Source organism: Pantoea sp. Cy-639, from assembly GCF_011752525.1.
GTDB lineage: Bacteria > Pseudomonadota > Gammaproteobacteria > Pseudomonadales > Pseudomonadaceae > Aquipseudomonas.
The window spans coordinates 161101-178958 of record NZ_VWXI01000013.1 but is presented as its reverse complement, the minus strand read 5'-3'; the positions used below and the strand labels follow the sequence as shown (position 1 = coordinate 178958).

The window sequence follows — 17858 nt, the reverse complement described above, 5'->3', positions numbered from 1 at the left end:
TCGAGAGCCTGAACCTGGACATCACCCAGATCAACGCGCTGAACCAGCAAGGCGTGGAGAACCTCAACGAGACCCTGCGCCACTGCGACGCCCTGAGCCAGCAGGCCGGGCGGTTGAAGCAACTGGTAGGCAGCTTCCGTATCTAAGGCAGTACCCTTCGCCGGCAAGCTTGCGCCTACAGAATCCGTAGGTGCTGGCTTGCCGGCGAACCCGCCTCACACCACCGCCACGTCCCTGCCCTTGCCCCGCCTCACCCACCCCATCAGCACCGCCGCCATCAGCACGAAGCCCAGGTAACCGAACAGCGGATACACCTGCCCCACCAGACTGATGAACCCCACCAGGCTGCACACCAGCCCGACCGCGCCCGTCAGCACCGAGCCCCAGCGGAACTGCCGCGTGCCTGCCGGCAGCAAGCGCGACAGGAACGAGAACAACGTGCCCACCGCGGTATTGACGATCATGCCGAAGATGATCAGGCACATCACCACGCCCAGCAGCGGCGACACCTCGCTGGCAATCGACAGCATCGGCATCGGCAGTGCCGCCACGCTATCCAGCCGTGCCAGCAGCCCCGCGCTCATTACCAGCATCAGGCCGCCTAGCGCCGCTCCACCGAGCAGCCCGCCGATCACCGCCACCCGGCCATTGCGCGCCGAGCCCCCGAGGATCGCCAGGATCGGCGCCCCGGCGACGATGTTATAGGACACATAGAGGAATGCCCCGAGCAGCCAGTGCCGGGTACCAGCCTCCTGTTCGCTGGCCAGCTGGTCGAGGGCGGCGAAGCTCTGGCTGCGGGTGCAGACCGCGTACAGGGCGATGGCCGAGGCCACCAGGATCAACAGCGGCGTGATCGCGCCGATGGCGACCATCACTTTCTGCACGTCGAGGCAGACGATGGCCACCACCAGCACCGTGACCAGCACGCTGCCGGCCAGCGCCGGAATGCCGAACTGCTGCTCCAGCAACGCGCCGCCACCGGCGAGCATGACCACCATCACGCCGAACATGAAGAAGGTGATCAACCAGTCGACGAAGCGGCCCAGGTGGCGTCCGCAGATGGCCTCGATGACCTGCTTGTGCGAGGTGGCCCGCAGGCGATTGCCGAGCCCGGCCAGGGCCATGCCAAGGAAGGTGAACAGCCCCGCGCTGATCAGCGCGCCGACCAGGCCCCAGACCCCGAAATCGACGAAGAACAGCAGCAGCTCCCGCCCGGACGCAAAGCCCGCCCCCACGATCACGCCAACGAACGCGCCAGCGATCTTCAACTGTTCTTGCATGTGCACCTCTAGTTCTTATTGTGGTGTCGTTTCTTGCACGGCAACGGGCTTGCTCTGCGATAGCTCCAGCGCAGCCCGTTCCCACAGCGCCTTGGTCAGTTGTCCTGGCCGAGGTAGGCCTGCACCTCGATCTCTACATCCACGCCCAGCGCCAGCGCCGAGGCCACGGTCGAGCGCACCGGCAGCGCGGCGCCGAAGAACTCCTTGTACACCTCGTTGAAACCGGCGAAGTGGCTCATGTCCGACAGCCACACGGTAGCCTTCACCACCTGGTCGAAGCGGGCGCCACAGGCCGCCAGGCTCTCGCCGATGCGCTCGCAGGCGGCGCGGGTCTGGGCCTGGATGTCACCGCGCAGCACCTCGCCGGTGGCGTTCATCGGAATCTGTCCGGACAGGAACAGGAAACCGCCGGCCTTCACCGCACGGGAAAACGGGAACGGCAGGCTGCTGGGGAAACGCTGGATGGCATTGCTCATGGGACTCTCCTTTCACGGTTGACTGAAACGTGCCGGGGACAGGCGCGCAGGCTCGACCCCCTGGGCGACAAGACTGGCACACAGCGGCTGGCCAAGCAGCAGGTCGGCGGCCAGGCGCGACGCCCCGGCGGCCGACTGGATGCCATAGCCGCCCTGGGCCGCCAGCCAGAAGAACGCGGGTGCCTGGGGATCGAAGCCGATGACCAGGTCACCGTCGTCGACGAACGAGCGCAGGCCGGCCCAGCTGTGGCTGGGCCGGCGGATCTGCAGGGTGGTCATGGCCTCGATGTTGTAGATGCCCAGCGCCAGGTCCAGCTCCTCAGGCGCGGCGTCCTGCGGCTCGACCGGGTCGGCGTTGGCTGGCGAACCGAGCAATTGGCCAGCGTCGGGCTTGAAGTAGAAACTTTCATCGACCCCGATCACCGCCGGCCAGTGGGCAAACGCATGCTCCACCGGCCCTGGGAAGATGAAGGCACTGCGCCGGCAGGGCTGCAGGCCGATACGGCCGACGCCGCATTGCTCGGCCACACGGTCGGCCCAGGCACCGGCGGCGTTGACCAGCTGGCGCGCCTGCAGGCGCTCGCCGCTGGCCAGCTCGACATGCCAGAGGTCGTCCAGGTACCAGGCCTGGACCACCTCGGCATTGCAGCGCAACTCGCCTGCAGCCTGGCGAAAACCTCGCAGGAAGCCCTGGTGCAAGGCATGCACGTCCAGGTCCATGGCCCCGGTCTCGTGCACCGCGCCGGCCAACAGCTCGCCACGCAGACTCGGCACCAGCGCCAGCGCGGCCTCGGCATCGAGCAGGCTGACCGCGGTACCGTTGGCCAAATTCTGCGCGTAGGTGGCGTCGAGCAGGTCGCGCTGCTCCAGGCTGGCGACATACAGGCAGCCACGCGGTTCCAGCAGCGGATGCTCGCAGAACCCCTGCGGCGGCTGTTCGTAGAACGCCCGGCTGGCACGGGTCAGCGCCTGGATCTGCGGCGTGCCGTAGGCTTCCATGAACATCGCGGCCGAGCGCCCGGTCGAGTGATAGCCCGGCTGCGCCTCACGCTCGAGCATCAGCACCTGGCGCTGACCGGCCAGGCGGTAGCCGAGGGAGGCACCGGCAATGCCGGCGCCAATGATCAGGGTGTCGTGGATCTGTGCCATGCTCGCTCCTGCGGCGCTAATTATCATTTATGAGAATTCTAATATATGAGAATTTCGAAATACGCAAGCGCCCACGGTAAGATGCCCGACCCGAACACCGCCCGAGAGCCCCGATGCCCGACGACCGCACCGCCGCTGTTGCCCCTCCCCTGCTCGATCGCACCGCAGTCGGCGCGCGCCTGCGCCAGATGCGCAAGGCTCGCCAGATGACCCTCAAGCAGTTGTCGGAAACCAGCGGCGTGCCGCTTTCCACCTTGTCGAAGATGGAACTGGCGCAAGTGGCGGTCAGCTACGAGAAACTGGCCGCCGCCGCCCGCGGACTGAACCTGGACATCGCCCAACTGTTCCGCTCCAGCCCCACGGCCAGTGCCCCGGCCCCAGCCACGGTGGTGGTCGATTCCCTGGCCCAGGTGGCAGGTTATTCCACCGGCACCTACGACTACTATCCGATCGCCGGCGCCTTCCCCGAGCGGCGCATGACCCCGGCTTATGCCCGCATCTTCGCTCGCGAACGCGGCCAGTTCGACGACTTTATCCGCCACCCCGGCCAGGAGTTCGCCATGGTGATCAGCGGACGGGTACGGATCGAGTTCGAGACCGGCGAGGCTGTGAGCATCGGGCCGCAGCAGACGGCGTACTTCGACAGCCAGGTGGGCCACATCTACCTGTCGGAAAGCGAGGATGGCGGCGATGCCCAGGTGATGGTGGTGATGACCGATCGCTGATGCTCGGCCGGCACCTGCGGGGGGCATCTCAAGGCGCGCAGGCGCGGTTATAACCTAATAACGAACAAGTCTATTTGGCTATAAAAAAATCTATATGCTGGGCTGCATCCGATCACGGGCAAAGCTGGGCAGTCGAGTAGCGTATGGATGTAGGTTCTTTCGGTTTCACCATTGCCGGACTGGTCGTGGGCTTCATCGTTGGCATGACCGGCGTTGGCGGCGGCTCGCTGATGACCCCGATCCTGCTCTGGTTCGGCATCAACCCGGCCACCGCCGTGGGCACCGACCTGCTCTACGCCGCCATCACCAAGGCCAGTGGCGTCTGGGTGCACGGGCGCAACAAGAACATCGACTGGAAGATCACCGGCCTGCTGAGCCTGGGCAGCGTACCGGCCGCAGCGCTGACCCTGTGGTTCCTCAGCACCCTGCACACCGATACCTCGGCGCTCAACGCCATCATCAAGCAAGGCCTGGCGGTGGTGCTGATCCTCACGGCCCTGGCGATCCTGTTCAAGTCGCGCCTGCAGGCCTTCGCCAGCAAGCACGCCGGCGATCACTACCACCTCAGCGAGCGCAGCCTGAACACCCTCACCGTGATCACCGGCGTGGTGCTGGGCGTGATGGTCACCCTGACCTCCATCGGCGCCGGCGCCCTGGGCACCGTGGCGTTGTTCCTGCTCTACCCGTTCCTGGTCACCCGCCGCCTGGTGGGCACCGAGATCGCCCACGCCGTGCCGCTGACCCTGGTCGCCGGACTGGGCCACGCGGGCATGGGCAACATGGACTGGTCGCTGCTGGGCTACCTGCTGCTGGGGTCGCTGCCGGGTATCTATCTTGGCAGCCACCTGACCGGGCGCATCTCCGACCGCGTGCTGCGGCCGTGCCTGGCGACCATGTTGCTGCTGATCGGCTACAAGCTGGCGTTCTGATTCGGGGGCCGAGGCTAGCCCTCGGCTCGCCACAGCACCGGCCAGAACTCCGGGTTCACATAGCCGCAACGGTCCATCCTGGCCACCCGCTCCGGGCGCATGAGCGCCCCATCGTAGCGCCAGTGCTGCACCAGTCCACAGCCGCGTTCGAGCAGGCTCTTGTCGGTGGCATACAGCTGGCCCGTCAGGGCGTCGAACGCCATGAAGCCACTCAGGTTGGGCGCCAATAGCGGGACCGGTGCCTCGGCATGCAACTCGCTGACTTGATAAGGCGCACCGCGCGACACCCGGTACAGGTAGTTGGCTCAGACGCGCAGGGTCAGTTCGAGCTTGCCCTTGGGCCCCGCCTCGCGCCGCACGATGGTGTGCAGCCCGGTCATCAGCTCATCGTCAATCGCCAGCAAGGCCGTGCAGGCGCGCACGTCCCATGATGCGTCCTTGAGTCAGTTCGTCTCGAAAGGCGCCATGATTGCAGATACGCGGCAGAGTACACGCACGGCCGCAGTGGTGACCGGCCACGGGTTTCTGGCAGTATCGCGTCTACCTCCACGGCCAGAAGCGTGACGATGCCCAAAACCGCCAGCCCCCTGCTGTACGCCCTGCGCGAAGGCACCCGCGCTTGCCACAAAGGCCTGGAACAACGCCTGCCGTTCTTCAGCGCAGGCTTCGACCTGCCGGCCTACCGGCGCCTGGTCGAGGCCTACCATGGCTTCCATGCGCCACTGGATGCCGCGTTGGCCGGCTACCAGCCGCTCGAACGACGCAAGGCGCCAGCCCTGGCCCGCGACCTGCGCGCCTTGAACCACACGCCCCACGCCATCGACGCCCTGCCCCGCTGCCACACCCTACCCGGCATCGACAGCGCGGCCAGCGCCCTGGGCGTGATGTACGTGCTCGAAGGCTCCACCCTCGGCGGCCAGGTGCTCAAGCGCGCCATGGCCGAACGCCTGGGCATCGACGCCGACAGCGGCGGCGCCTTCCTCGATGTGTATGGCCCGGCGACGGGCGCGAACTGGCGGGCATTCCTGCAACGGCTGGCCGAGGCGAGCGCTACCACCCAGGCCCAATCGGTCGACACCGCCATCGCGACTTTCGAGTGCTTCGAGCAGTGGCTCGATCAACAAGGTGTGCTACTGCAGCCGGACCACACCCTGTAGCAGCCGGGTGCCCCACGGCGTCAACACGATCACCACCAGGCACAGCCCCCCGCACAACGCGGCGAACCCCAGTGCGCGCACCGGATGCAAAGGGTTGAAGTAGACCAGCACCACCAGCACCAGCAACAGCGCCAACCCATAACGGACCGCCGCCCGCGGGATGGCCACCATCAGCAGGTTAAAGAAGATGAACGTGTAGAACACCAGCATCGTGGCCAGGCCGACCCCGACGCCACGCGCCATGGGCGGGCCGACGTGCGCCCGGTAGAGTCAGCAACACTGTTACTTTTTGCACCAACGAGCCAATTAAAACGCTAACACTACTCATAAATCTTAGATGCAAACAATATTTTTGCAAATGTCTGCCAACTAGGGATAAGGGCTTCCTCATCTCCAGAGTTCATTGCATAGAAGCTCATTGCTCGAACCCAAGCTTCCATCGCATCCAAAAACCTTTCCAACGTAGGATTTTCCCATTCGCCTGAATTTAACTCCAAATCATCCTTAAGCTCACAAATAAAATCTGCAAACTCCTCTCTTGTTTTAATACTCTCAATCATCTTATCCAAATCCATAAGCCACCTACTTACAAACCCCGCGAACAAAATTATAGAACCGTTGTTTGGCGTAGTCATCTTCCTCCCAATCTCCTTGGCTATTTCGGCCTCGGTGACGGGAACAATTTTTATGGGCACGCCGGCTGCAGACGCAGCTAGAACTCGACGATTATCTAAGCTATAGACCAGGCCATCCCTTTCAAATACTCGAATAGCTGGCAAGTCAGCTGGAGAAACCTTTCCAGATTTCAAATCATCAATTGTTGCTTGAAGAACCCTACCATCCGAAAAGCTATTAAGTTACCCACCAGCCGGAAATAGACTGCTTGGAGATGCCGAAACCCCCGATTTTCAGCCGCTGATTATTGGAAAACCAAGGCATAGCCTTGGTTTTCTGCCCTCACGCGCGCACCTCTCCCGCAGTAGACAATAATTGCCGGCGCACCATCCACAGATTCGACAGCGCGAACAGTGTGGTCAATTGCGCCGTATTCTTAGCCAGGCCGCGGAAGCGGGTCTTCACATAACCGAACTGACGCTTGATCACCCGAAACGGATGCTCGACCTTCGCACGTAACTGGGCTTTGGCCTTCTCGATCTTGCGCCTGGCCTTGTACAGCGCACTGCGTTTGCTCAAATGCTTGTAGGTGCTGCGTCGCGCCGCGACCTGCCAGATCACTTGCCGACCGTCGTGCTCAGGCCGTTTCTCTACGCCGGTGTAACCGGCGTCAGCACAGACAATGTTCTCGCCACCGTGCAACAGATGGGCCACTTCCGTCACGTCAGCCACGTTGGCGGCGGTGCCATGAACATGATGTACCAGGCCCGATTCTGCGTCGGCTCCGATGTGCGCTTTCATGCCGAAGAAGTACTGGTTGCCTTTCTTCGTCTGGTGCATTTCAGGATCGCGTTTGCCTTCCTTGTTTTTGGTCGAACTGGGTGCGTGGATGATAGTGGCGTCGACGATGGTGCCCTGGCGCAACGACAGGCCCTTGTCTTGCAGGTAATTGTTGATGGTTTCCAGAATGCCCGCCGCCAACTGATGCTTCTCCAGCAGGTGCCGGAAATTCATGATCGTCGTGTCTTCGGGGATCGGTGCGCTGAGCGTTAGCCGAGCAAACTGGCGCATTGAAGTAATCTCGTACAGCGCCTCTTCCATGGCCGGATCACTCAACGAGAACCAGTTCTGCAACAGGTGAATGCGCAGCATGGTTTCCAGTGGATACGGCTTGCGGCCACCGCCAGCCTTTGGGTAATGCGGCTCGATCAACGCCACCAACCCGCTCCACGGCACCACCTGTTCCATCTCGGCCAGGAAACGCTCGCGGCGGGTTTGCTTGCGCTTACCGGCGTACTCGAAATCGGAAAAGCTCATCTGGCTCATGGGATGGCGGGCTTGGAGAGGGCAGTTGGACGGAGGGCTATTTCAGCACAGGTCAGATGACCTGTGCTGACTTGTTCGGAGAATCCCTAATCAACCATGTTTTTCAGAAAATTAATACCAAACTCATCACGAATCACATACAAACTTTCGTACTGAAAAGAAAGAACAAATTTAAAATCCGTCTCTATCGACAGCTTCGCAAGGAAAGACTTAATATCCTCAGAACTCTCCAGCAAATATTTTATAGGGCAATGAAACGCTCCACTCATACCTGCTTTCCAATCAACATTAACCCCTTCAGCAGCAACGTCCTCAGGTGTACTAAAGCAACGAAATACAAAATAAACACCTGAATATTTAAAGTTACCTGTTAGATAACCACTTTCAATTGCGTGCTCAGCCCCCATCACTGAGAGCACTGAAGCAATTTCTTCAAAGGAAATTCCAACTTCAATCTCAAGATTCATTGTAATTGTCACTTCGCTGCCCCTATCACCCTAAATTCCCCGCCCTTCATCAAATAAAGCTTTTTCAAGCCTTCGACAGGATTCGAGCGCAGTGCGTTTTCTATCTGCTCAAAGGTCAATGGAGAGTCAGCCAAATTCACAACAATATTGCTAGCCTGAGTCTCAACTTTACCGGTTATTGTTTTCAGCACTGAAATTGGACTATTGGTGATTGGCGAGAAAACATCAGCTAGTTCACCATTAATCCGCAAATCAGGGTTGGCTCCTTTTTTCCCAGAATTTGCCAACTGCTCAACATCATATCCAGCTTGAGCAAGTCCTTTCGAAGCTTCATTTTGACGCTCAATTGATCGAATCATGTCCGGACTTGCATTTTTTGGTGGCAGCTCAGGCTCTCCCTTCAAAGAACCTATCTTTGCCAATCCACTGGTTCCAGCCTCAGCGTCTGTTATAGCACTCGTCGGATTCAGATTACTCGCTGGCCCTCCTTTTGCACCGTTAGCCCCCGGCAACGCCAACGGCTGCCCCACCGCCTTGCCATACGACCCTATCTCACTCACCCCATTCGGGTAAACGACCTTCATCGTATCGTCGGCCACCGTCACCACACTGCCCTTGGGCAGCACCTTCCCGCCCGCCAGCGTCACCGCCTCGCTCAGCTGTACCGTGGTATTGGCCTGGATGACTTTGCTCTCAACGTAGGTCGCGCCGCCCTTCAGAACAGCCTCCCCCACCTGTTCCGCCACCTTGGCTTCGACGGCCGCTGCCGCTTTGCCGCCGACACTGGCCGCACGCCCCAACGGCATCACATCCAGCAGGGTGAAGTCCTTCAATCCGCCAATGGTCGAGTCCCGAACACGCTGCATCGTCGTATCGGACGCGTCGCTGGAACCCTTGAACAGGCCGATCTCAGAATGCCGCTTCACCGCCGTCTCTGCACCGAAGCGTTCGGCATCGCCCTGCAGGTTGCCAGCCATAGGCCCGAGGCTGCCGCTGCCATTGCTGGCAAACAGCTGACTGTCCGCCTTCTGCTCGGCCGTCGCCTGGAACGCACGCACTTCCTTGCCATGCGCGGTGATGACCGAGCCATCCTTCCAGTGCAGCGGCGTGCCCAGCTCGCTCATTTGCTGCACGACCGTACTGGCGAACTTCATGTCACTGTCGAACTTCGCGATCAGTGGGTTGCCTTGTTGCGAGTCGGCCTTCAATGCAGCGCGCAATGCGTTGTATTTGCGCTCGGCACTGTTGTCCAACTGGCTGTCACTGGCCAGTGTCAGCAACTCTTCCCAGGTGAACCCCTCCAGCTTCGGCTGACCACGCTCACGTGTCAGTTCTGCCGCCTTCTCCTTGATCAGGAGCTTCTCCTCAGGGTGCAACTGACGGTTGTACGCCGTCGCATCCTTGGCGATGTCGATCCCGGTCTGCAGGTCGCCACCGATCATCGCCGCCGAGGTCAGACCGACCAACTGCGAGGCCATCAGCTCCAGTTGCTTGTCACCCTTGACCAGCTTGCTCAAGCCATCGCTCAGCGCCTCGTTGGCGCCAGCCGCCAACGCGCCGGTGGTAAAGCCCTTGCCCTCGGCCTCGCTGAGCAGGCCGCCGACCAATGCATGCAGCGCGGTCTTCTCGAGGCTGGCGTTCGCCCATTTGTGATCGCCGGCGAAGTCTCCCACGGCATTGAACGCGACGCCGCGCAGCACGCCTTGCGCCTGGGAGGCCAGGGAACTGCGCAGGTTGTCCCCGAGGCTGCCACCTTGCAGCGCGGTGCTGAACGACGCCTGGGCGGCGCCCTGCGCAGCCGAATAAGCGGTGAACTTGCCAATATCGGACAGCTTGCTGAGGTCGAAGCCCTTGGTCACCCGGTTGACGTTGTCCCCCGTGACCCCGAACGCGTTGTCCAGCACGCCGGCGGTAAAGCCGGCGGTCAACGCGCCCGAGGCATAGCCACGCAGGTTCTGGCTCGAGGTGACATCCTTGAACGTCGCGCCCAGGTTATCGGTGCCGATCAGCTTGCCGTCCTGGTTGTCCAGGCGAGTGGCCTCGACGCTCAGTGCGCCCTTGCCATGCAAGTCGCCACCGCGGTTGTCGAGGTGGCTGGCGCGTACCTGCCCGGCACCGTCGCCGACCAGGGTGCCGCGCTGGTTGTCCAACAGGCCGTCGACCGTGGCCTGCAGGCCGCCCAGGCTGCTGATCATGCCATCGGCATTGGCCAGGCCGGCGCTGCGGCTGTCGAGCCCGTTGGCGCTGATACGGCCTTTGAGGTTGCTCAACAGTTGCTCGACGCGCAGGGTCAGGGCCTGGTCGCTGACCAGCTTGCCTTGGCTGTTGTCGAGGCTACGGGCCGCCAGGATGAAGGCCTGCTGGCTGGAGATCTCGCCGTGCTGGTTGTCGACGTCGGCACTGCTGACCCGGCCGCCGTCATTGTCGGCATTGGCAGCCTGCAGGGTCAGGCCGGCATCGCTGCGCAGCGTCCCTTGACGGTTGTCCAGCCCGGCGCCCAGGTGCAGCGACAGGCCGTGCTTGGCATACAGGCTGCCCTGCTCGCTGTTGTCCAGTTGCAGCGCCTGCAGATCGACTATGCGCTGGCCGGACACCAGGCCCTTGAGGTGGTTGTCCAGGCGCTGCAAGGTCAGGCGCAAGTCACCGTTGGCCAGCAGGCGGCCGCCGCTGCTGTTGTCCAGTTCAGCGCCGAGCAAGGTCAGGTCGGTGGCGCTGGAGACTTCGCCTGCGCGGTTGTCCACGGCCTGCACCGCCAAGGTCATGGCCTGGCCCGAACTGACCAGCCCCCCTTCGCGGTTGTCCAGCCGGGCGCCGTCGGCGTGCAGCGTGCCCTGGGCGGAAACGCTGCCGCCTCGGTTATCGAACTGGCCGACGCCAAGGGCGAGCGCCTGCTTGGCGGTGATCCGTCCCTTGGCCTGGTTGTCCAGGCTGGCCGCGTGCAGTTGCAGGCGGGTGTTGCCCGCCAGCAGCCCGGCCTGGTTGAGCAACTGGCCCTGGATCACGGCATGCAGCACACCTTCACTGGTGAGCGTGCCCTGGCTGTTGTCGAGGCTGGCGGCGCCGAGCGTCAGCGCCTGGCCGGCCAGCAGGCGACCTTCACGGTTGAGCAGCGTGCCCGTCTGTTCGAGGGTCAGTTGCTGCCCGCCCTGGACCAGGCCTTGGCGATTGTCCAGCGACGTACTGCCCAGCGTGGTGCTGGCGCCGAGGATCTCGCCGTGACGGTTGTCCAGCGCCCCGCCAAGCTGCAGTGCCAGGCCTTGCGTGGCGCTGATGCGTCCCCCCTGGTTGTCCAGGCTGGCGGCGCCGATATCCAGGGCCATGGCCGCGAGCAGGCCGCCGCGGTTGTCCAGCGCCCGGGCAAGGCGTACCGTCAGCGCCTGCTCGCCGAGGAGCTTGCCCTGGCCGTTGTCGAGACTGTCGGCCTGCAGGGTGAAAGCAGCGGCGCTGGCGATTTCCCCGCCACGGTTGTCGACACTGGCGAGGTTCAGCAGTTGCAGCGCCGCAGGTGCGCGAATCAGCCCGCCCTGGTTGTCCAGGTGGCCGTGGCCGAGGTCCAGGCTCAATGTCCCGGCGCTGGTCAGGTGACCGCCAGCATGCTGGTCCAGGCCGCTGACGCGGGCCGCCAGGGCCTGGCCCGCGGCGATGCGCCCGGCGCTGCTGTTGTCTACCTGTCCGGCCGTCAGGTCCAGGGTCTGCTGGCTGGAGACTCGTCCCCCCTGGTTGTTCAGCGCACCGCTGGCCACAAGGTTCAGGTGTTGGCCGGCCGTCAGCGTGCCGGCCTGGTTGTCCAGGCTGGCCACTTGGGCGCTCAGCGTCCCCTGGCTGGACAGCTCGCCGCCGTTGTTGTCCAACTGGCCGACCCTGGCGTCGATGGCGCCATCGGCCTTGATCAGCCCACCTTGGCCGTTTTGCAGGTGGCGGGCTTGCAGATCGCTGCGACCTGCGCTGAGCAGCCGGCCGCCGCCACGGTTGTCCAGCGTCTGGGCACTGGCCGTCAGCTGACGCTGGGCGCTCAAGGTACCGCCCTGGTTGTCCAGGGTCTGGCTGGCGTCTATGTGCAGGTCGCGGCTGGCCACCACGCTCTGTCCGCGGTTGTCCAGACGCTGCGCGCGCAACTGCACGTCACCGGTGGTATTGCGGCTGCTGTCGGGGTTGACTCCGGCTTCGATGACGCCGTGGTTGCTCAGGCGAGCGCCGCTGTCGAGGCTGACGCGCCCGGCGGCGGCCAGGGTCTGGCGGTTGTCCAGATCGCCCTGGGTCTTGACCTGCAGATCGGTGCCAGCGTAAACCGCGCCCCGGGCCTCGAGCTGGCCGGCGGTGATCTTGACCGCGCCTTGTTCCGCCTTGGCCTCGGCCAGGCGCAACTGGCCATTGGCATCGAGCTGGATATCACCGCCACTGGCGATCAACTGGCCGTCGAGCTTGACCCCCACCCCCGCTTCGGTCCCGACCAGGGTGATGGCCCCGGCGTACATCCCCCCCAGGGCCGACGAGTCGATGGCCAACTGCGGTGCGTCCGCCGGATTGGCAGCCCGTGCCGTGGCCTTGAGGCTCTGGGCATCGACGTCGTTGGCGCCGGCGACCACCGCCAGGTGGCGAGCCTGGAGCTGGGCGTTGATCCTGGCGCTGCGGGTGATGATTTCGAACTGGTCGACATTGCTGGCATTGAGCCCCGCGCCCTCGATGGCGACGCTGCCCTGCTCGACCTGGTAACGCTGCACCTGGCCGTTCTCGATCACCGGCCGGCCAGTGGTGAGGGTGGCGCGTGGCGTGTTGAGGAAGCCGCAACCGTTGCAGGTGATGCCATAGGGGTTGGCGACGATGACATGGGCCGACTGCCCCGCCACTTCGGTGTAGCCGTTGAGCTGGCTGGGGCGGGTACCGTTGACCTCGTTGAGGATCACGTTCGCCGCGCGGCCATGGAGCTGGTCGTTGCCGACGACGAAGCCGCCCAGTTGGGTGGCCTGGGTACGCTCGGTGGCGTTGTTGAGGATCACCCCCTGCTGGCCGACGTTGTAGTCGCTGAAGCGGTTGTGGGACAGGCCGGCGGCATTGGGCGTGGCGATGTTGATCACCGGCACGCCGTTGCCGGCCTGGCCGACACTGGTGGCACTGCCGTTGACCACGATGCCGTCGGCCATCGCCACCAACGGTTGCCAGAACATCATGTTCGCCAGCATGAACGCCAGGCCGCGCTTGGACAGGCCCCAGAAGGTGTCGCGCGGTTTCAGGGCGGCGGAAGGCTGGCGAACCAGGAAGGTGAACTGACGAACGTCCATGTCGGGCATCTCGGCGTTGAAACGGTGTTAAAGGAAGAAATCGAGGCGGAAGTAGACCGGGGCTTCAGCGTCCCTCACCACGTCCGGACGCTCGAGGGAATGGGCGAAGGTCACGCTGGCGGCAACGTGGGGCCCACGGGTGAACAGCTCGATGGAGTCGCTGGACATCCGCCCGTGCTGGGCGGCGTTGTAGCGGCCGTTGTCGATGGCGCCCAGGTCATAACCCAGGCCGACGCCGTATTCGGCCAGCACCGGGCGCAGCCAGTCCCAGCCCACCTGGCGGCTCCAGCGCAGGTCGTTGCGCCAGTAGTAGCCGCTGTCGCCGGCCAGGCTCTGGTCCTTGTAGCCGCGGATCGAGGACTGGCTGCCCAGGCTCATGCGCTGCGGGCTGAACAGGATGTCCTCGCTGCGCTGGGCCGTGACCAGGCTGCTGAACACCAGCGACTCGCCGCCCAGCTTGAAGGGCTGCAAGTAGCTGACGGTGGCGGTGTACTTGCGGTAGCGCGCGTTGGGCTGGCGGTTGCCATGCTTGTCGCGTTCGTCCTGGTCCTGGGCGCCCAGTGCCCCGACACCGTCCTGCAGGCCGAGGTCGAGGTTGACGAAGGCACCGCCGATCCGCCGGCCATGGTTGATGCCGAACTGCGCCTCGCTCAAGCGGTTGCTGCTGGCGGCAAGCTTGCTGTCTTCGATGTAGTTGCGGGTGCGCAGGTGGGCCAGGCCGGCGTTCAGCGAGGTCTTGCTGAGCGCGTCGCGGTGGATCACCCGCTCCAGGCGCAACTGGTGGTTCTGGCTGTCGCCGCTCCACTTGAAGGGATAGCCGTCGGCGCGTGCCAGCGAGCGGTAGTCGCTCTGGCTGTAGCTGTAGCTGAGGTTCCACCAGCCGAACGGCAGGTTGTAGTGGAGCATGGCGTTGCTCGACGTCTTCTGGTGATCGCTGATGGCATCGTGACCGCCACGCACGAGCAACTGGTCGGCCAGCCCCAACGGGCTGTCCCACTCCAGGGATGCGCCCCACTGCTGTTCACCGGTGCTCTTCTGCCCGTCGTTGCTGCGCGACAGGCCGGCACGCCAGGGCTTTTGCCGACTGTTGTCGACCTGCACGACACTGCCGCCGACGGCCTGGCCGGGCGTCAGTTGCATCTTGGCCTGGTTGGACGGCAACCGATTGAGCTGGTCGACCAGTTGCTCCACTTCCCGCAGGTTGAGCAACCCGCCTTCCCGGCCAGGGAACGCCATGGCCAGTTCACGAGGGCCGATCCCGCTGCCTTCGGCGGCTTTGAGGCCTTCGAGACGGCCCTCGACCACCAGCACCTGCAAGTGGCCGGTCGACAGGTCCTGCTGGGGCAGGTAGGCACGACTGGTCACCAGGCCCCTGGCGATGTACTGATCGGTGATGACCTTGAGCAGGTCGTTGAGCCGGACCGCGCCCAGGCACTGGCCGATGTAGGGGGCGATCAGGCGCGCGCGCTCGCCCGCCGACAGGCTGTCGGCGCCCTTGAGCTCGAGGGTCTCGATCGGGAAGCAGCGTCCCTCGCCAGCATCCGAGGGCGGCGGTGGCGCGGCACGTTCGCCGGGCAGCTGCTTGAGCTCTTCGAGGCGCCGCTGCTGCTCTTCCAGCAGGCGGTTCTGCCGTTCGCGGATCAGGTCCTGGTCGCCAGGGTTGCTGAAGGGGGCGGCCACCGCCGTATTGAACGCGGCGGACAGGCAAAAGCTGGCCAGCACGACACGCAGGCGTGCACCAGAAACAGGGAGATACATCCTCGATCCTTCGAAAGTCGCAAGAGCAAAATCGATAAAGCGCGCGATATTAAATTGACATCATATTGACGTCAATTAGCCATCGCTCAGAATCAGTTTGCCGACTTCGGAGAGGATCGGGGATAGGGTAATGTTTCCCTGCCAGCGCCCGTACGCCCGGCTCGAGCTCGCCGGGACTGGACTACGGCGCCGTCTGCAGGCGCGGCTTCAGCCGCCCCTGCAAGGCATTGTTCCCTGCGTACAGCGCAGGGGGTGTGGTGTCAGGCTGGCGCTCCGACCGAAGGTTGCTGCTCCAGCAGTGCCCAGCCACCCTGCCCGTCCACTTCCAGGCGATGGGAGTGGAACCCCGCCAAGGTACTGCGGTGCCCGACACTGACCAGCAGGGTCGCCGGCATTTCCGTGCGCAGCAGTGAATACACCGCATGCTCCAGCCCTTCATCCATCGCCGAGGTGGACTCGTCGAGGAACACCACCTGCGGCTGGTTGAACAGCACCCGGGCAAACGCCAGGCGCTGCTGCTCGCCCACCGAGAGGATGTGCGACCAGTCGTTGGCGGTGTCCAGGCGCTCGGCCAGGTGGGCCAGGTTGACCTGGCGCAGGGCCTGCTGCATGCGGGCGTCCTGCTCGGGATTGGCGTCCGCCGGGTAGGCGATGGCGGTGCGCAGGTCGCCCAGGGGCAGGTACGGACGCTGCGAAAGGAACAGTGCCTGGTTGCCCATGGGCCGCCGCACCTCGCCCTCGGCATAGGGCCAGAGCCCGGCCAGGGCGCGCAGCAAGGTGGTCTTGCCGCTGCCCGATGGCCCCTTGATCAGCAGGGCCTGGCCGGCCTGCAGGCTCAGGTCGAGGTCGGCGATCAGGGCATGGCCATCGGGGCGCCTCACCTGCAAGCCGCTGATGTCCAGGGCCCGCGGCTGGCTTTCGCTGAATACCCGGGGCAAGGCGCTGGCCTGCTGGTTGGCGTCGAGGAAGCCGGTCAGACGGTCCAGGGTGGCGCGGTACTGGGCGAACGTGTCGTAGGACTCACGGAAGAACGACAGCGAATCCTGCACCTGCCCGAACGCCTGGGAGGTCTGCATCACGTCGCCGAGCTTGATCGCGCCGCTGAAGAACCGTGGCGCCTGGAGAATGAACGGGAACACCACGGCGACCTGGCTGATGCCCAGGTTGAAGCCGCTGAACTTCAGGTTCCGGAACACCAGCGCCCAGGCATTGCCGATCAGCGCGAAGAAGCGGCCCAGCAAGGTGCCCCGCTCCACCTGCGCGCCCTGGTAGAAGGCGATGTTCTCGGCGTTCTCGCGCAGGCGCATCAGCGCGTAACGAAAGTTCGCGGTGAGCTTTTCGTTGAGGAAGTTCAGACGGATCAGCGGCTTGCCGAGGCGGAAGGCAACCCAGGTGGCCAGCAGCACATAGACATACACGGCGAACACCATCGCCCGCGGCACCTCGATGCCGGCCACGGTCAGCGGCGCCGACAGCCCCCAGAGGATACCGGTGAAGGCCACCAGCGAGACCAGCGCGCTCACCGCGCCCAGCGCCAGGGACACCGAACCGGTGACGAAGGCGTTGATGTCCAGTTCGATACGCTGGTCGGGGTTGTCCACCGGCTCGGCGAGGAACTGCCCGCGATAGTAGGCATCGCCGCGCATCCAGTCGGCGCTCAGACGCTCGGTCAGCCACACCCGCCAGCGGATGTTGAACGCCTGGGTCACGTAGTAGGTGAACAGCGAACGCAGCACATGGATGCTGGCGAGCACCGCGAACACTCCGAGCAGGAACCAGAACGCCGTCTGGTCCAGGCCCTGCAAGGCGCTGTAGAAACCGTTGTACCAGAACGAGAACAGCACGTTCAGACGCACCGAGAACAGCGTCAGCACCAGCAGCAGCGCGAAAGCCAGCAATGGCCGCCAACTGCGGCGGCGGTCGAAATAGGGCCCGGCCAACTGCCAGAACTGCCGCCCCCAGCGGGTGTAGCGCACCGCCAGCAGGGCGACGGCGGTGAAGCAGAAAAAGGTGATGCCTGTGGCGATAGCCAGCCAGCTCAGGCTCTCTTGCAGGGCCTGGTGCCAGTTCATGTCCATGGTAGATATCCGCAACGGTGGTTTCGCGAGCGTAGCATCGGCGCTACCTCAGGCCTGCAAAGATGACGGACTTTTCATCTGGGTCACAGGCTGTGCGCGCGACCTGTGCCCATGGATAATCGCCAGGTCGCTCTCCAAGGGAACCGAGCATGTCCATCCGCCCCGCCAGCCCCCAGGACCGCAGCGCGATGATCGCGCTGGACAGCGTTGCCCGAACGGATCCGCAGCGTGCCGCGCAGATCGGCGACTGGCTCAGGCACTACCGTTGCCTGGTGGCCGAGGCGCAGGGCGCGGTGGTCGCCTATGCGGTAACGCACCGGCACTTTTTCGGCTGTGCGTTCATCGAGATGGTCATGGTGGCCGACGCGCAGCGGCGCAACGGTCTGGCGGCCGGGCTCGTGGCATGGATACAGGCCGATTGCCCGGGGCAAAAACTGTTCACCTCCACCAATCGCTCCAACTTGCCCATGCGCCACCTGCTGGCGCGGATGGGATTCGTCGAGAGCGGGTTTGTCGAGCACCTCGACGAAGGGGATCCGGAGCTGGTCTATTTCTGCCAGTGCCCTTGACCGAACTGGCAGGCGAAACAGGCGCTGCGGGGATGGCACCGGCAAGGCCG

At 64.0% G+C, this 17858-nt stretch carries 15 protein-coding genes; 4 read left to right on the top strand and 11 right to left on the bottom strand.

Translation table 11 applies throughout. The features are described 5' to 3' along the window. Window positions 1-215: 215 nt before the first annotated feature. The 3 genes from F3J43_RS17080 to F3J43_RS17070 form a co-directional block, all read right to left on the bottom strand. The gene (locus F3J43_RS17080) at window positions 216-1280 is read right to left on the bottom strand and encodes a YkvI family membrane protein (protein WP_166889051.1); all 1065 of its coding nucleotides are present in this window, start codon (window positions 1278-1280) and stop codon (window positions 216-218) included. Between the two features lie 95 nt (window positions 1281-1375). Further along, on the bottom strand, window positions 1376-1756 hold the full coding sequence (locus F3J43_RS17075) for a RidA family protein (protein WP_166889048.1): 381 nt from the start codon (window positions 1754-1756) through the stop codon (window positions 1376-1378). Between the two features lie 12 nt (window positions 1757-1768). Next, window positions 1769-2905, bottom strand: a complete 1137-nt coding sequence (locus F3J43_RS17070) for an NAD(P)/FAD-dependent oxidoreductase (RefSeq protein WP_166889045.1) — start codon at window positions 2903-2905, stop codon at window positions 1769-1771. Window positions 2906-3018: 113 nt separating this feature from the next. Between F3J43_RS17070 and F3J43_RS17065 the strand changes: the two genes are divergently transcribed. After that, on the top strand, window positions 3019-3630 hold the full coding sequence (locus F3J43_RS17065; protein ID WP_166889042.1) for a helix-turn-helix domain-containing protein: 612 nt from the start codon (window positions 3019-3021) through the stop codon (window positions 3628-3630). Between the two features lie 143 nt (window positions 3631-3773). Next, window positions 3774-4559, top strand: coding sequence for a sulfite exporter TauE/SafE family protein (locus F3J43_RS17060; protein WP_166889039.1), 786 nt, complete (start codon window positions 3774-3776; stop codon window positions 4557-4559). A 14-nt stretch (window positions 4560-4573) separates the two neighbouring features. Here F3J43_RS17060 and F3J43_RS17055 read toward each other — a convergent pair whose 3' ends face one another. Continuing rightward, on the bottom strand, window positions 4574-4762 hold the full coding sequence (locus F3J43_RS17055) for a hypothetical protein (RefSeq protein WP_166889036.1): 189 nt from the start codon (window positions 4760-4762) through the stop codon (window positions 4574-4576). Between the two features lie 363 nt (window positions 4763-5125). Here F3J43_RS17055 and F3J43_RS17050 point away from each other — a divergent pair, with 363 nt between their 5' ends. Then, the gene (locus tag F3J43_RS17050; RefSeq protein ID WP_166889033.1) at window positions 5126-5716 is read left to right on the top strand and encodes a biliverdin-producing heme oxygenase; all 591 of its coding nucleotides are present in this window, start codon (window positions 5126-5128) and stop codon (window positions 5714-5716) included. Here F3J43_RS17050 and F3J43_RS17045 read toward each other — a convergent pair. The 7 genes from F3J43_RS17045 to F3J43_RS17015 form a co-directional block, all read right to left on the bottom strand. Then, window positions 5690-5959 carry a hypothetical protein gene (locus F3J43_RS17045; RefSeq protein ID WP_166889030.1) on the bottom strand — a complete coding sequence of 90 codons (270 nt, stop codon included), beginning with the start codon at window positions 5957-5959 and terminating at the stop codon, window positions 5690-5692. The genes F3J43_RS17050 and F3J43_RS17045 overlap by 27 nt on opposite strands. A gap of 77 nt (window positions 5960-6036) precedes the next feature. Continuing rightward, complete coding sequence (locus tag F3J43_RS17040) at window positions 6037-6351, bottom strand: DUF7660 family protein (protein ID WP_205297923.1); 315 nt, start codon at window positions 6349-6351, stop codon at window positions 6037-6039. Window positions 6352-6673: 322 nt separating this feature from the next. Then, window positions 6674-7657, bottom strand: coding sequence for an IS5 family transposase (locus F3J43_RS17035; protein ID WP_166889026.1), 984 nt, complete (start codon window positions 7655-7657; stop codon window positions 6674-6676). Window positions 7658-7743: 86 nt separating this feature from the next. After that, the gene (locus tag F3J43_RS17030; protein WP_166889023.1) at window positions 7744-8124 is read right to left on the bottom strand and encodes a hypothetical protein; all 381 of its coding nucleotides are present in this window, start codon (window positions 8122-8124) and stop codon (window positions 7744-7746) included. An 8-nt stretch (window positions 8125-8132) separates the two neighbouring features. Further along, window positions 8133-13403, bottom strand: a complete 5271-nt coding sequence (locus F3J43_RS17025) for a two-partner secretion domain-containing protein (RefSeq protein ID WP_166889019.1) — start codon at window positions 13401-13403, stop codon at window positions 8133-8135. Window positions 13404-13430: 27 nt separating this feature from the next. Then, window positions 13431-15161, bottom strand: coding sequence for a ShlB/FhaC/HecB family hemolysin secretion/activation protein (locus tag F3J43_RS17020; protein ID WP_166889016.1), 1731 nt, complete (start codon window positions 15159-15161; stop codon window positions 13431-13433). 260 nt (window positions 15162-15421) lie between these two features. After that, window positions 15422-17239, bottom strand: coding sequence for an ABC transporter ATP-binding protein/permease (locus F3J43_RS17015; protein WP_166889013.1), 1818 nt, complete (start codon window positions 17237-17239; stop codon window positions 15422-15424). A 149-nt stretch (window positions 17240-17388) separates the two neighbouring features. On the opposite strand from F3J43_RS17015, the gene F3J43_RS17010 reads away from it, so the two are divergent. Beyond that, window positions 17389-17808, top strand: coding sequence for a GNAT family N-acetyltransferase (locus F3J43_RS17010; RefSeq protein WP_166889010.1), 420 nt, complete (start codon window positions 17389-17391; stop codon window positions 17806-17808). Window positions 17809-17858: the final 50 nt, after the last annotated feature.

Excerpts from the sequence above, each read along its gene's own strand:
- F3J43_RS17055 (WP_166889036.1), bottom strand. The coding sequence starts at position 4,762 with ATGGCGTTCGACGCCCTGACGGGCCAGCTGTATGCCACCGACAAGAGC.
- F3J43_RS17025 (WP_166889019.1), bottom strand. The coding sequence starts at position 13,403 with ATGGACGTTCGTCAGTTCACCTTCCTGGTTCGCCAGCCTTCCGCCGCC.
- F3J43_RS17050 (WP_166889033.1), top strand. The coding sequence starts at position 5,126 with ATGCCCAAAACCGCCAGCCCCCTGCTGTACGCCCTGCGCGAAGGCACC.
- F3J43_RS17020 (WP_166889016.1), bottom strand. The coding sequence starts at position 15,161 with ATGTATCTCCCTGTTTCTGGTGCACGCCTGCGTGTCGTGCTGGCCAGC.
- F3J43_RS17065 (WP_166889042.1), top strand. The coding sequence starts at position 3,019 with ATGCCCGACGACCGCACCGCCGCTGTTGCCCCTCCCCTGCTCGATCGC.
- F3J43_RS17030 (WP_166889023.1), bottom strand. The coding sequence starts at position 8,124 with ATGAATCTTGAGATTGAAGTTGGAATTTCCTTTGAAGAAATTGCTTCA.
- F3J43_RS17070 (WP_166889045.1), bottom strand. The coding sequence starts at position 2,905 with ATGGCACAGATCCACGACACCCTGATCATTGGCGCCGGCATTGCCGGT.
- F3J43_RS17040 (WP_205297923.1), bottom strand. The coding sequence starts at position 6,351 with ATGACTACGCCAAACAACGGTTCTATAATTTTGTTCGCGGGGTTTGTA.
- F3J43_RS17010 (WP_166889010.1), top strand. The coding sequence starts at position 17,389 with ATGTCCATCCGCCCCGCCAGCCCCCAGGACCGCAGCGCGATGATCGCG.
- F3J43_RS17060 (WP_166889039.1), top strand. The coding sequence starts at position 3,774 with ATGGATGTAGGTTCTTTCGGTTTCACCATTGCCGGACTGGTCGTGGGC.
- F3J43_RS17080 (WP_166889051.1), bottom strand. The coding sequence starts at position 1,280 with ATGCAAGAACAGTTGAAGATCGCTGGCGCGTTCGTTGGCGTGATCGTG.
- F3J43_RS17015 (WP_166889013.1), bottom strand. The coding sequence starts at position 17,239 with ATGGACATGAACTGGCACCAGGCCCTGCAAGAGAGCCTGAGCTGGCTG.
- F3J43_RS17045 (WP_166889030.1), bottom strand. The coding sequence starts at position 5,959 with ATGGCGCGTGGCGTCGGGGTCGGCCTGGCCACGATGCTGGTGTTCTAC.
- F3J43_RS17035 (WP_166889026.1), bottom strand. The coding sequence starts at position 7,657 with ATGAGCCAGATGAGCTTTTCCGATTTCGAGTACGCCGGTAAGCGCAAG.
- F3J43_RS17075 (WP_166889048.1), bottom strand. The coding sequence starts at position 1,756 with ATGAGCAATGCCATCCAGCGTTTCCCCAGCAGCCTGCCGTTCCCGTTT.